Source organism: Pseudoduganella sp. UC29_71 (genome assembly GCF_042693265.1).
In the GTDB taxonomy this organism is placed as follows: Bacteria; Pseudomonadota; Gammaproteobacteria; order Burkholderiales; family Burkholderiaceae_D; genus Rugamonas.
Genome location: NZ_CP170549.1, coordinates 6,664,406 through 6,677,975, shown reverse-complemented (window position 1 = coordinate 6,677,975; position 13,570 = coordinate 6,664,406). Strand labels below are relative to the sequence as shown.

General features: G+C 68.4%; 10 protein-coding genes. 8 read left to right on the top strand and 2 right to left on the bottom strand.

What is annotated here, in order from left to right:
* Positions 1-45 precede the first annotated feature (45 nt).
* The 4 genes from ACFJI2_RS29820 (at position 46) to ACFJI2_RS29805 (ending at position 5,974) form a co-directional block, all read left to right on the top strand.
* Positions 46-1,092 (top strand): hypothetical protein, encoded by a 1,047-nt coding sequence (locus ACFJI2_RS29820; protein WP_377703054.1) that lies wholly within the window; start codon positions 46-48, stop codon positions 1,090-1,092.
* Between the two features lie 67 nt (positions 1,093-1,159).
* Complete coding sequence (locus tag ACFJI2_RS29815) at positions 1,160-4,564, top strand: AAA family ATPase (protein WP_377703053.1); 3,405 nt, start codon at positions 1,160-1,162, stop codon at positions 4,562-4,564.
* A 24-nt stretch (positions 4,565-4,588) separates the two neighbouring features.
* Positions 4,589-4,924, top strand: a complete 336-nt coding sequence (locus ACFJI2_RS29810; protein WP_377705929.1) for a BlaI/MecI/CopY family transcriptional regulator — start codon at positions 4,589-4,591, stop codon at positions 4,922-4,924.
* A gap of 162 nt (positions 4,925-5,086) precedes the next feature.
* Complete coding sequence (locus ACFJI2_RS29805; RefSeq protein WP_377703052.1) at positions 5,087-5,974, top strand: M56 family metallopeptidase; 888 nt, start codon at positions 5,087-5,089, stop codon at positions 5,972-5,974.
* A gap of 124 nt (positions 5,975-6,098) precedes the next feature.
* Here the strand turns inward: ACFJI2_RS29805 and ACFJI2_RS29800 are convergent, their stop codons facing one another.
* Positions 6,099-7,607 (bottom strand): tetratricopeptide repeat protein, encoded by a 1,509-nt coding sequence (locus tag ACFJI2_RS29800; protein ID WP_377703050.1) that lies wholly within the window; start codon positions 7,605-7,607, stop codon positions 6,099-6,101.
* A 113-nt stretch (positions 7,608-7,720) separates the two neighbouring features.
* Between ACFJI2_RS29800 and ACFJI2_RS29795 the strand changes: the two genes are divergently transcribed.
* Positions 7,721-9,070, top strand: coding sequence for an SDR family oxidoreductase (locus ACFJI2_RS29795; protein ID WP_377703049.1), 1,350 nt, complete (start codon positions 7,721-7,723; stop codon positions 9,068-9,070).
* 1 nt (position 9,071) lies between these two features.
* The gene (locus ACFJI2_RS29790; protein WP_377703048.1) at positions 9,072-9,536 is read left to right on the top strand and encodes a DUF2269 family protein; all 465 of its coding nucleotides are present in this window, start codon (positions 9,072-9,074) and stop codon (positions 9,534-9,536) included.
* On the opposite strand, the gene ACFJI2_RS29785 is transcribed toward ACFJI2_RS29790, so the two are convergent.
* Complete coding sequence (locus tag ACFJI2_RS29785; protein ID WP_377703047.1) at positions 9,533-11,185, bottom strand: hypothetical protein; 1,653 nt, start codon at positions 11,183-11,185, stop codon at positions 9,533-9,535. The two genes, ACFJI2_RS29790 and ACFJI2_RS29785, sit on opposite strands and share 4 nt — an antisense overlap.
* A 149-nt stretch (positions 11,186-11,334) precedes the next feature.
* On the opposite strand from ACFJI2_RS29785, the gene ACFJI2_RS29780 reads away from it, so the two are divergent.
* Together ACFJI2_RS29780 and ACFJI2_RS29775 are read left to right on the top strand one after the other, a co-directional pair.
* Positions 11,335-12,708: a family 43 glycosylhydrolase gene (locus ACFJI2_RS29780; RefSeq protein ID WP_377703046.1), complete on the top strand. Its 1,374-nt coding sequence runs from the start codon at positions 11,335-11,337 to the stop codon at positions 12,706-12,708.
* A gap of 86 nt (positions 12,709-12,794) precedes the next feature.
* Complete coding sequence (locus ACFJI2_RS29775; protein ID WP_377703045.1) at positions 12,795-13,556, top strand: substrate-binding periplasmic protein; 762 nt, start codon at positions 12,795-12,797, stop codon at positions 13,554-13,556.
* Positions 13,557-13,570 lie beyond the last annotated feature (14 nt).

The following is a 13,570-nucleotide window of genomic DNA, read 5'->3' as shown; positions in this document are numbered from 1 at the left end:
GCGCGTCCGCATACTGGCGCCATCCCCATACCACCAGATTCCGCCATGCTGCTGCACCATCCCGACACCGCCGCCGAAGCCATCGCCACCCCGCCCTGCCCCACCCACGGCGGCCGCCGCTTCCACACCTTCCTGCCGATGAACCAGATCCTGCAAGTGGGCGACAGCATCGTGTCGGCCAACGGCCTGTTCTTCGCCACCCTGCTGGGCGACGGCACGCTGCGCGTGTACCGGGGCATGGACAGCGACGATGAACAGGGCCTGCTGTGGAGCAGCCGCAAGGCCGGCGAGCGCGGCCGCTACTTCGCGCTGGTGCAGAGCGACGGCAATTTCTGCGTCTATCAGGGGTCCGACCTGGCGCACAACTGCGGCTGGCACTGGGGCACGCAAGCCACCGCGCAGGGCCAGGAGTTCTACGCTGCCATGCAGGACGACGGCAATTTCTCGGTGCGCGCCGGCAACGGCCCGGACGACAGCCGCGGCGCGGTGTGGGCCTCCACCGTCACCGACCGCGTGCTCAGCATCGAGGAAGTGCTGCACATCGAGTACGATTTCAGTGCGGCCTGCGTGCTGCGCACCAGTCCCGCCAGCCAGTACAGCGAAACCGTCACCAACCACGCCGGCGTGGCGTCGGTGCACACGCTGGCCGGTTCCATTGCCGTAACGGAAACATCGTCCTGGACCAACACCCCCGCCGCCACGCTGGGGCCGGACGTGGAATATTTCTACACCGTGCCGGCCGTCTCGGGCGACGAATTCGTCATGTCCGACAGCGCCGTGTTCTACGTCGCCAACGCCGCCGCCACCCGCATGACCGACTGGGCGTTCGACACGCCCTACACCGTGGCGCCGCACACCTCGATGCGCGCCGCCATCGCGCTGACCTACTCCACCGTCTCCGTGCCCTACGTGCTGGTGGGCCAGTTGCGCTTCGAATCGGGCGCACGTGTTGTAGGCGCGATACGCGGAAACTACTTAGGCACCAACGCCCACAGCCTCACCGCCAGCTTCACGCCGCACGACCCCACGCCCAATCACAGCAAGCGGATTTTGCGTCCCCTGCGGCCGCTGGCAGGCATGGTAGCCTACTGACATTGCCGGTTCGCAACGCACGCCAGGCAGGCGCCGTGCCGCATTGCAATGCTATAGTGGCAGAGCCATGAGTCTGGATCTGCCCTCTTACCACCCCGCCGAAACACCGCTGCCGCAGGACGGCCGCGTGCTGCTGGATGCCACCCTGCTGAAGCGGCTGCGCAAGACGCGCGGGCTGAGCCAGGAAGCGCTGGCGGATTTGTGCTTCCAGCAACAATTGTGCGTTTCGATCGCCTCCATCAAGCGCGCCGAGACCGGCAAGATCGTGCTCTACCGCACCGCGCGCCACCTGGCGCAAGTGTTCGGGGTGGCGCTAGAAGACCTGACAATCGAGCAAGCCGCGCCCGCCCCGTCCCCCCAGTCCGCCGCCGCCTCGGCAGCGGCCTTGCCGCCCGCGCCGCCCGGCTTTGTGGCAGGCGCCGCGCCGTACGCGGCCGGCCAGTTGCCAGGCCACGTAGCCGTCCCCATGCCTGCCGGCCTGCCCGCCGCCCAGGACGACGTGTTGCGCCACGTGGTGATGCTGGAGGTGGAGCTGGCCGCGCCGCAGAGCGCAGGCAGCGCCGCGGTGCACGAACTGGCCTACGTGGTGCAGCAGTTCGGCGGCCGCGTAGCGCAAGTGGACGGCTGCCGCATCTCCGCCGTGTTCGGCCTGCCGCAAGCCTTCCGCAGCGACGCCGAGCGCGCCATGCGCTGCGCGCTGGAACTGAACCGCCATTTGCTGACCCATGGCGGCCGCGCCATGGCCATGCGCCTGGCGCGCTGGGAGCGCGGCGCCGTTGCCGCCTCCGCCGCTCCCGTGCCCGACCTGCGCCACTACGACGTGCCGCATGCCGCCGGCGTGCGCCCCTTCCGCCTGCCGCTGTACGTGGAGCGCAACCTGCTGCCGCTGCTCGACCACCGCTTCCTGTTCGAACAGGAAGACGACCGCTATCCCGGCTATCTCGCCTTCAGCAAGCCGGCCGCCAGCGACGCCAGCCAGCTGCCGCCGCTGATCGGCCGCTACGCCGAAACGCGCCAGTTCAAGGCCGTGGTGGAAACCACGGAGGAAAGCCAGTGCGGCCACATCATCTACCTGCGTGCCATGGCGGGCGTGGGCAAGAGCCGGCTGGCGCAGGAATTCGCGGACATCGCGCGCCAGCACGGCATGCGCTGCCACCGCGCCGAGGTGCAGGACCTGGGCGCGGACGCCGGCTGGAGGGCGCCGCTGGAACAGCTGGCGCGCAGCCTGCTCGGCCTGGGTTCGCCGCTGGCGCACGCCAATGCGGAAGCCATCGCCGACACCGTGGCGCGGCTCTACCTGCCGGCCGATTCCGCCCTGTTCTACCACGTGCTGGCAGGCGTGCCGCTGAGCGCCGAGCAACAGTCGCTGTACTCGGCCATGAGTCCCGAGGTGCGCGAGCAAGGCTGGTCGCACGCGCTGCAAACGCTGCTGCTGCGCCTGGCCATGACGGAGCCGCAACTGGTGGCGCTGGAAGACGTGCACTGGGGCGACCCCTATCTGTTCGAGGCGCTCGGCCCGCTGCTGTCGCTGTCGCGCGAAGCGCCCGTGCTGTGGGTGATCACCTCGCGCGTGGAAAACGACCCGCTCGAATCGGCGCTGCGCCAGCAGATGGACGACCTGGGCCTGTCCGTGTTCGACCTGGCGCCGATGGCGCCACGCGAAGCGGCCGTGCTGGCCGACCAGTTCGGCGACGTGGACCCGGCCTACCGCGCCCGCTGCGTGGAGCGCGCGCAGGGCAATCCGCTGTTCCTGACCCAGCTGCTGGCCAGCCCCGGCCAGCACCTGCCGGACAGCCTGCGCCACCTGATCCAGGCGCGCCTGGACGGCCTGCCGCGCGTGCACGCGCAGGCGCTGCGCATGGCCTCCGTGCTGGGCCACCGCTTCGACCTGGGGCTACTGCGCGCCGCGCTCGGCCAGCCCGATTACGAACCGCAGGCGGCCGGCCGCGACAGCCTGCTGCGCGCGCTGGGCAGCGCCGGCGCCTACGGCTTCGTGCACGACCTGGTCATGCACTGCATCTACGATGCCATCGACCCCGCCCAGCAGCGCCAGCTGCACCTGCAGGCGGCCGAAGCCTGGCGCGGGCAGGACGCCGTGCAATGCGCACACCACCTGTACCGCGCCGCCGATCCCGGCGCGCTCGATATGATGCTGTCGGCCATCCGCATCAAGCTGGACCAGCACCAGTTCGAAGCGGCGCTCGACTTGACGGCGGCCTGCAATACGGCCGACTCCACCAGTTTCAGCAGCTTCCCGCTTGCGCTGCTGCGCGCGCATGCCAGCGCCGGCATGGGCCACATGGGCAATGCGCGCCGCTACTACCAGCACGCCATGATGCTGGCCGGCCGGCCGCAGGACAAGATCGAAGCCGTGGTCGGCCTGGCCGCCACGCTGAACGTGCTGGAGGAGCTGGAGGAAGAAGAGCGCCTGCTCGACGAGACCGTGCCGCTGGCCCTGGAGATCGGCGCCGAAGCCGCGCTGGGCAAGCTGCTTTACCTGAAGGGCAATATCTACTTCCCGCGCGGGAACTACAACGAATGCCGCCGCCTGCATGAAGACGCGGCGCGCTACGCGCAGGCGAGCGACATGCGCGAAACGCAGGCGCGCGCGCTGAGCGGCGTGGGCGACTCCTACTACGCGCAAGGCCGCATGCGCAAAGCCTACGACTTGTTCGAGCAATGCCTGGCCATGTGCGAACAGGACCGCTTCGTGCAGATCGAAGCGTCCAACCGCGCCGCGCTCGGCTCCACCCGCATCTACCTGGGCGACGCCGCCGGCGCCGTGCGCGACGCGCAAGCGTCCGCCGCCATCGCGCGCAAGGTCGGCAACCGGCGCGCCGAAACCTTCGCCCGCATGACCGCCGGCTGGGCGCTGGTGGCGAACGGCCTGCTGGAGCAGGCCACGGAAGAAGTGGAAAGCGGCCTGCATCTGGCGCGCTCGCTGGGCAGCTCGCGCTTCGAAACCTTCCTGATGGAGAGCCAGGCCCGCATCACCTGGCTGCGCGGCGACCGCGCGCTGGCCGAGCGCCAGATCACGCTGGCGGCGCAGCAGATGGAGCGCCTGCAGCTGCACAACTTCATCGGCCCCTGGGTGCTCGGCACATTGGCCCTGTTCTCGCAGGACGCCGCCGTGCGCAAGCGCGCCTTGCTGCAAGGCGCAGCCCACCTGACGCGCGACTGCCTGGCGCACAACGCCTATCGCTTCCACCTGAGCGCGGCCGAAGTATCGCTGCTCGACGGCGACACCGTGGCCGCCGAGTTCTACGCCGGCCAGCTTGCGGCGTACGCGTCGCAAGAGTCCTGCAACTGGATCGAACACCACACCGCGCTGATCCACGCCTACGCCGACTGGCTGCGCGCCCCGTCCGAAACCTTGCGCTCCCATCTCGCGCTGCTGCACGCCCAGTCGGCGCAATACGGCTACACCCACGCGGCGCCCCGCCTGCACCTGGCGCTGCAAGCGCTGGCCTGACACCACAACCTAGCCGAACTCGAGCTGCTGCAAGCGCTATGGCCGCTGGGTGCGGCCATCGTCAAGCAGGTGCACGAGGCCATGCAGCTCGAACGGCCCGACCTGGCCTACGGCACCGTGCTGCGGCTGATGCAGATCATGCACGGCAAAGGGCTGCTGATCCGGGACGAAAGCCAGCGTTCGCATACCTACGCGCCGGCCCAGGCGAAGGATGCGATGCAGACCAACCTGCTGCAGGACTTGCTGCAGCGCGCCTTTTCCGGCTCCGCCAAGGCGCTCATGCTGGCAGCGCTGCGCAACGGCATCTCGAAGAAGGAACGCGAAGAAATCGAACAACTGCTGAAGGACGACAAGCAATGAGCGCCGCCATCCAGGCCTTGTGCTGGTCGCTGCTGCATTTCGTCTGGCAGGGAACGGCCATCGGCGTCGGCACCGCGCTCACGCTGGCCCTGATGCGCCGCGCCAGCCCCGAACAGCGCTACCTGGTGGCTTGCGGCGCGCTCGCGCTGTGCCTGGCCTGCCATGGACCTGGTCCAGCGGCTGGCGGCCCCGGACACCGCCAACGCCGCACTGCGGCTGCCCGGAGTCACTGCGCCGGACCGCCTGGGCGAAGGCTCCCTGATCCCGCAGCAACTGCGGCTATGGCTGACTACCGTGGCAGCCCATGCGCAGGCCCTGGTGCTCTTGTGGGCCGCCGGTGTGACAGCGCTCAGCCTGCGCGCCGCCGCCGGCATCTGGTGGATAGGCCGCGCCGCGCGCCACGGCAGCACGGACAGCGCCTGGCAAGAGCGCTTGTCGCAACTGGCGGCGCGTGCCGGCATCCGCCGCGCGGTCCTGCTGCGCGTGACCACGTCGCTGGCCAGTCCCGTCACGGCAGGATGGTGGCGACCGGTGGTGCTGGTGCCCGCCGCGCTCCTGGCGCGCATGCCGCCCGACCTGCTGGAAGCATTGCTGGCCCATGAACTGGCGCACGTGCGCCGCCACGACTACCTGATTAACCTGCTGCAGAACGCCATCGAGACGCTGCTGTTCTTTCACCCTGCCGTATGGTGGATTTCCTGCCGCATCCGTCGCGAGCGCGAACTGATTGCAGACCACATCGCAGCAAGCAAGCTCGGCGAACCGCGGCGTCTGGCCCTTGCTCTTTCCGAACTGGAGCGACTCCAGTTCTCAACGCCGCACCTGGCCATAGCAGCCAATGGAGGAGATCTCATGGTACGCATCAAGCAACTGGTACAACCCGAAGTCCGCAGCACCGGCTGGAAAGCCGTCGTCCCCGCCCTGATCCTGGCCGCCGCAGGCATCGGCGTGCTGGCCAACGCCAGCGCAACTGCCGACGCCGGCCCCGGCGCCGTACCGAAGGACTCGTCCGCCCACATGCTGTTCGATCAATGCAGCAAGCCCGCCTGACGTGTGGGTGCCCGACTAAGTAATTGCAGCGAATTTTTCGATCGGCGGATGCGGCCTTTGCGCCGCATGCCACAAGTCGTAATCTGCCCGTGTCGCGATAATCAAACCCAGGTGTTGAGGCTCATCAGGAGAGCTTGAAGAAGACTGCAACCAGGCCGCTGATGTCCTGGGCGTCGTCCTTGCGCAGCACTTGGCCGGTGATGCTGCGCGCCTGGAAGCCGTGGGCTTGCGCCAGCGCTTCCAGGTAGGCGCGGGAGTGGGCGTAGCGGCCGGTAGGGCGCAGCGCGTAGTCGCCGGCTTCCTGCGCCTCGACCGTGAAGGCGAAGGCGCCGCCCTCCGCCAGCACGCGGCGGGCGGCGCGGAAGACGGGCTGCAGGTCGCCGAAGTAGACCAGCACGTCGGCCGCGACCAGCAAATTGCAGGGCGCTGCGCGCGCCTGCAGATACTCGACAATGTCGGCGCATGCCAGCTCGTCGTACACGTCGCGGCGGCGGGCCTGTTCCAGCATCTGCGGCGACAGGTCCACGCCCGCCAGTGTGCGCGCGTAGGGCCGCAGCAGCGGGCCGCACAGGCCGGTGCCGCAGCCCAGGTCCAGCGCGTCGATGTCTCCGGCCAGCATGCCTGCTTCATCCAGCGCAGCGAGCAGCAGCGGCGGCGCGCGGTATTGCAGCACGTACTGCAGGTGGTGGTCGAAGTCGTCGGCGTACTGGTCGAACAGCGCGGCGACGTATTGCGGCGGCGGCATGGCGGGTGCGGCTTCCTCGCCCAGCGCGGCCAGCTGATAGGCCACCGATGCGGCATCGGCGCCGCAGGCCAGCGCATCGCGGTAGGCGGCCGCCGCCTCGCTTGGGCGGTCCAGCGCGCGCAAGGCGTTGGCGCGGTGCAGGTGCGCTGGCGCGCTGCCCGGACGCAGCGACAGCGCATGCTCATGGCAGTCCAGCGCACCTTCATAGTCGCCGCTGCGCTGCATCAGCGTGCCGTAGCTGGTCCACGCGTCCGCATAGGAGGGTTTGGCCTCGATCGCGTTGCGGTACGCTTCGCTGGCCTCTTCATGCCGGCCCAGGCTTTGCAGCGTGACCGCCGCGCCGCAGTAGGATTCGGCGAGGTTGGGATTCAACGTGAGCGAGCGGCCGAAACTGTCCAGCGCCTCGGCGCGCCGGCCCAGCAGATGCAGCGCGATGCCGCGATTGCCGAGCGCTTCCGGATAGGCCGGCTGCAGCGCCAGCGCGGCGTCGTAGCTGGCCAGTGCTTCTTCCAGGCGGCCCAGCTTGCGCAGGGCGTTGCCGCGATTGGCCAGCGCCATCGGATACGCGGGCTGCAAGGCCAGCGCACGCTCGTAGCTCGCCAGTGCCTCCTGCTGCCGCCCCGCGTCCTGCAGGGCCGCGCCCAGGTTGCAATGGGCGATGGCCTTGCCCGCATCGAGCGCAATGGCGCGGCCGATCAGCTCCACCGCCGCTTCCGGCGCGCCGCCCTGGCGGGCCAGTACGCCCATCAGGTGCAGCGCATCGAAGTTGTCCGGCTCGCGGCGCAGCACCTCGGCGTACAGCGCCTCCGCCTGCGCCAGGTCGCCGCGCTGGTGCAGTCCCACGGCTTGTTGCAGCAATTGGCTGGTGGTGTGGCTTGGTGATGGCATGGCGCGGCTTGGGGACGGACAAAAACAGCACCATACCAGACTGGCCGTCCAGTTGACTTTGCTCCGCAAGGATTCTATTATTTCTGTAACGACAGAAATTTAAGAAACCAATCATGCGAATTCTGGTTCTCGGCGCCACGGGCCTGATCGGCCGCCATCTGCTGGCCGCGCTGCACAAGGCGGGCCACCATGCCATCGGCGCGAGCCGCAGCGCCCCCGCCGCATCGGCGGCGGACCGTACCGGCGGCGGTCCGGCATGGCGTGAACTGGACTTTGGCGCCCTCACCAGCGTGGAAGCGTGGCTGCCGCACCTGGCAGGCGTGGATGCGGTGGTCAACTGCGTCGGCATCTTGCGCGAGCGGCGCCCGGGCGACTACGAGCGCCTGCACCACCTCGCGCCATCGGCCCTGTTCGACGCCTGCGCGCGGGCCGGCATCCGGCACGTGATTCACCTGTCCGCGCTGGGCAGCGCAGTGGACGCCCCCACCGCGTACTGGCGCAGCAAGGCGGCGGGCGACAACGCGCTGGCGCGGCACGCTGCACTGAACACAGCACTGAGCGCCACCGTCGTGCGGCCATCGCTGGTGTACGGCGCGGATGGCGCCAGCAGCAAACTGTTCCTCGCACTGGCCACGCTGCCCGCCGCCGCCCTCCCCGCAGCCCACAGCTCGCGTGTGCAGCCCATCCATATCGGCGATCTGTGCGACGCGCTAATCGCGCTGCTCGCGTCCGCGTCCGCACCCGCAGCGGCGGCGGCAACGACACCGGCAGCGCCAGTGCGGCTGCGCGAGTTGGCCGCTGTCGGCCCGCGCGCGATGAGCATGGCGGCCTACCTGGCCTGCCTGCGTGAGGGCATGGCGTCCCGGGCGGCGGCGTTGGTGGTGGACATGCCACTGCCGCTGGCCCGGCTGGCCGCGCGCGCGGCGGCACTCCACCCTGCCAGCGCGCTGACGCCCGACTCGCTCACGATGCTGGCCGCCAGCGCCCATGGCTGCAACACCGCCGACGCCGCACCGGTACGCGCACTGCTGGCAGGCCGCCCGCTGCGCGACCCCGCCGCCTTCGCCGCACCGGCGCAAAAACCCGCCGCCGTGCTGTCCTGGGCCATGCCGCTGGCAACGGTGGTCATGGCCGCGCTCTGGCTGTGGACCGCTTACGTCTCCTGGTTTGCCTGGCCGCACGCCGACAGCATCGGCTGGCTCGCCGCCTGCGGCATCCCCCTCGCTTGGGGCGAACCTGCGCTGGCTGCCGCCAGCCTGCTGGACGCATCGATCGGCTGCGCCCTGCTGCTGCGCCCGCGCCGCTGGCTGTGGGCGCTGCAACTGGCCCTGGTGGGCGGCTACACCCTCGCCATGACCTTCTGCCTGCCCGAAGTCTGGCTGCATCCCTTCGGCCCGCTGAGTAAAAACCTGCCCATCCTGGCGCTGCTGCTGGCGATGTGGCGCCTGGACGAAAGAAAGTGATATGGAATACCTGACGATCAAATGGCTGCACATCCTGTCCGCCACGCTGATGTTCGGCACCGGCTTCGGCACCGCCTTCTACATGTTCGCCACCAACCGCAGCGGCAATGTTCAGGCCATCGCCGTGGTGACGCGCTGGGTGGCGCGCGCGGACTGGTGGTTCACCACGCCGTCCGTCATCATCCAGCCGCTGTCCGGCTTCTGGATGATCCACCTGGCCGGCTATCCGCTCGCGTCCCGCTGGATCATGTGGTCGCTCGCGCTATATGCGCTGGCGGGCGCCTGCTGGCTGCCGGTGGTGTGGCTGCAACTGAAAATGCGCGACATGGCGGCCCGCGCCGCAGCGGCGGGCGAAGCGCTCCCCGCGCGCTACTGGCGCTACGAAAAATGGTGGACCGCGCTCGGCTTCCCGGCCTTCGGCGGCCTGCTGGTGGTGTACTGGCTGATGGTGAACAAGCCAGCCTAATTCTGTTCCGGGCGCCACACCGCCAGCAGCGCCTTCATCTTGGTCCAGAACGGCAAACGCTCGTCCGACAGCACGTCCAGGAAATCCGACAGGCGCTTGGACTTGATCATGGTATAGGCCGTGAGCACCGTTGTGACGGCGAACACCGCGCCGAAAATCCACAGGCGCCGGCTGATCGGCGCGTCCGCCTCGGCCAGCAGGTTCATGCCGAGGAAGCCCGTGGTGACGGTGCCGATCAGGCCGAAAATCGTCACCACCGTCAGCCGCACCACCGTGTTGGCCTGGCGGCGCAGGCTGTCCGCTTCCAGGTAGCCATTCATGTCCTCCACCCGCACTTTCACCTCAGCGTGCAGCCGCTCCAGCCCCAGCTGGCTGGCGCACATCTGGTACAGCGCGCGCACCAGCGTCTGCTCCGAAATGTCCCGGAACCAGTAGCGGTGCGTGAAGCGCAGGAAGCCTTCGAACGAGGAACGGATGCGGCGCTTGAAACGGCGCACGCTGTTCGCGTCCACCACGTTCAGGCAATTCAGCGCTTCCGCCAGCCGGTCCGAGAACATCAGCAGCGAGGACTTCTGCAAGTGCGCGATCAGGAACAGCAGGAAGTGCTGGTGGCGGAACTGCGCCAGCACGCCGCGGTCGCGGCAGCAGAAAAAGTCCGAGCCGGCCGCGCCGACCACCACCAGCGACAGGCCGCTGCACAGGTAGCGCGTGTCCGGCGCGGCGCCGCTGCCGCCCCAGAAACGGTCGTAGCACACTTGCTGCTCGAAGTCGTTCAGGTGCTGCTCCGAATAAGGCAGCGAGCCGCGTCCCTGGCCGGTGACCAGGCCGAGGCGGATGAAGTCCTCGCGCGACAGGGCGCGCGGGTCCTCCAGCGACAGGTAAGCCATCACCGGCATGCGGTAGTACTCGATCTGGCGGTAGCGCAGCGGTCCGGGTTCGTCGCTCAGGTCGTACACCAGCGGCTCCAGCATGAACTGCCAATGCGCGGCGATACGCGGCGCGCGCTTCTCGCACACGTGCGACAGGTAGGTGTCGCGCTGCTGGGCGTCGGAGCGCGACAGCATATGGTCCTGCGCGTCCAGCCACTCCACGCTGTGCATGCAGTGCAGCGCCTTGCCATCGCCGTCCCAGCCCGCCGGATAGCCCCGGCCAAAGCGGTACAGCAGCTCCTGCGCCTCTTCCAGCGCCAGCTCGTCCGCGCTGACCTCCAGGTTAAGCATCACCACGTCGACGTCGAAGAAGAAGTACAGGTCGGTGTGGACGATGGACAGCGTGATGGGCGCATCGCCGGCGCGCGCCACGACCCGCACCTTGGCCAGGTCGCGGCGCCGAAACACGCGCATGCCCGCGCCCGAGGTTTCGCCGCGCCCGCTGCGCGCCTCGCCGTACAGGAAACGCTGAACATAGGGCAGGAAAGTGACGAATTCGTTGTAATGGCGCTCGTGGAAATTGGCCGCGTCGCCATTGAATTCATCGACCACTTCGCGCCACGGCGAACCGCCGCCGGCATCGGCCAGCCCGCGCAGCACTTCCCAGGGCCGCTGGTGGGTATGGTCCGCGCCGCTGGCGGGCATCAGGCGCAAGGGCCAGAGCAGCACCTGCCGCATGTGATGGACGTGGGTTCCCGTTGGAGCTGTGGTCTCTGTCATGCCCTCGCCTCCTGCTTTTGTTTGAACCCATTCTAACGGAATGGCGATACCAAAGCCGATATCGCTTGCCGAAAAAATGTGATTGGTGGCGCGCGCGCCAGCAAGCCTAAGCTGGCAGCGCAACACATAAAAACCATACGGAGACCCTGATGAAAAAACTGCTGGCACGATTGTGCCTGGCGCTGTGCGCGCTCGCTTCCCCCGCTTCCCACGCCATCAACCTTGGCGGCCTGCAGAACGCCCACGATCCGGGCACGCTCACCAAGGACGGCGACACGTGGTTCAACTTCACCACCGGCACCGGCATCTGGTACTCCCAGTCCACCGACATGCTGAACTGGCAGGGTGGCCCGGGGCCGGTGTTTACCACCTACCCGTCCTGGATCGCCGCCAAGGTGCCCAACTTCAGCGGCTCGTTCTGGGCGCCCGACGTGATCCACATGAATGGCTACTATTACCTGTACTACTCGGTATCCACTTTCGGCACCTCCACCTCCGCCATCGGCGTGGCGCGTTCGGCGTCGCTGAAAAACCCCAGCTGGACCGACCTGGGCATCGTGGTGGAATCGTTCGGCGGCGCCAGTGAAATCAACGCCATCGACCCGGCCCTGTTCCGCGACCATGACGGCAAGGTCTATATGTCCTACGGCTCATTCTTCGGCGGCATCGGCGTGGCCGAGATCAACCAGGCCACCGGCAAGCTGGCCGGCAATGTCACGCCCATCCTCGGCGGCGGCGGGGTGGACATGGAAGCGCCCTATATCGTGCGCGAAGGCGGCTACTACTACCTGTACGTGAACCGGGGCGCCTGCTGCAAGGGCGCCGACAGCACCTACTATGTGCAGGTGCAGCGCGCCACCAGCGTGACCGGCCCCTACACCGGCACGCGCACCATGCTGCCCAACGTGGACGGCAAGTACAAAGGCCCGGGCCACGTGGGCGTGCTGAAACAGGACGGCTGCAACTTCGCCGCCATCCACTACTACGACCTGAACGACGGCGGCAACGCCAAGCTGGACATCCTGCGCCTGACCTACAGCGGCGGCTGGCCCGTCATGACCCGCAACTTCAGCGACTTCAATGGCTGCGGCGGCCTGAGCGACGCGCGCTATGTGCTGACCTCGCGCCTGAGCGGCAAGGCGCTGGCCGTGGCCGGGTCGTCCACCGCCAACGGCGCCATGGTGCAGCAGCAGACCTACGGCGGCGCCAAAAACCAGCAGTGGTACGCGGTGGCGCACGGCGATGGCCAGTACAGCTTCATCAACGCCAACAGCCTGCTCAGCCTGGACAACTACGGCAACTCCACCACCGCCGGCACCAATATCGCGCAGTGGGGCTACTGGGCTGGCAACGGCCAGCACTGGAGCGTGTCCAGCCCGGCCACGGGCTACTACGTGGTGAAGAACCTGCTGAGCGGCATGGTGCTCGATGTGGCCAACAAGAGCACCGCCGAGAACGCGCAGATCATCCAGTACACGCAAAACAACGGCAGCAACCAGCAATGGACGCTGACCCGGCCCTGAGGCGATAAGCAGGCCGTCCGGCTCGCCAGCTTGACTTTCCGGCCGGTTCTGTCACATTGAAGCTTTGCCGGCTGGCGATTTCCGACATGTACGCCCGCATCCTCTTTTTCGCCGCCGCGCTGTGCCTTTCGGGCACGGCCGCGCGGGCGTGCAGCCTGAAGATGGCGCCCGAGGCCTGGCCGCCCTACATCTTCGTCAATGGGCAGGGCAGGCTGTCCGGGCTGGATGTCGAACTGGCGCAAGCCATCATGAAGGAAGCCGGCTGCACGCTGCAGCTGGCTACCGAGCTGCCGTCGCTGCGGCGGCAGCTGCTGTTCAGGCAGGGCCAGATCGACCTGATGCTGGCCGCCTCCGACACGCCCGAGCGGCGCGCCTACGCGCGCTTCAGCACTTCCTACCGTAATGAAACCGTGGGTCTGTTCAGCAGCCCCGAAAACGCCGCGCGTTTCCGCAGCCTGACCACTTTCGACGCCATCGTGGCGCGCGGCGTGACGCTGCTGGCGCCGCGCGCCGGCTGGTATGGCGCCAGTTACGAGCAAGCCATCCCCAGCCTGGACGCGGCCGCGCGCCGCAGCACCTTCGGCAGCTTCGAGCAGGGCGTGCTGATGTTCAAGGCGGGACGCGGCCAGCTGATCATGGGCGACACCGCCGCCGTGCGGCACGAAGCGCGCCGCCTCGGCGTGGCGCTGGCGGCGCTGCCCTACGTCCCCTTCCGCGCGCCGGTGCACCTGATGCTCAACGCGGCCAGCACCACGCCGCAGCAACTGGAGCGCATCAATGCCGCCATCGCCCGCCTGGAACACGACGGCACGCTGCCCGCGATCCGCATGCGCTACGGCGTGCGCTGAGCAGCGCCGAACGC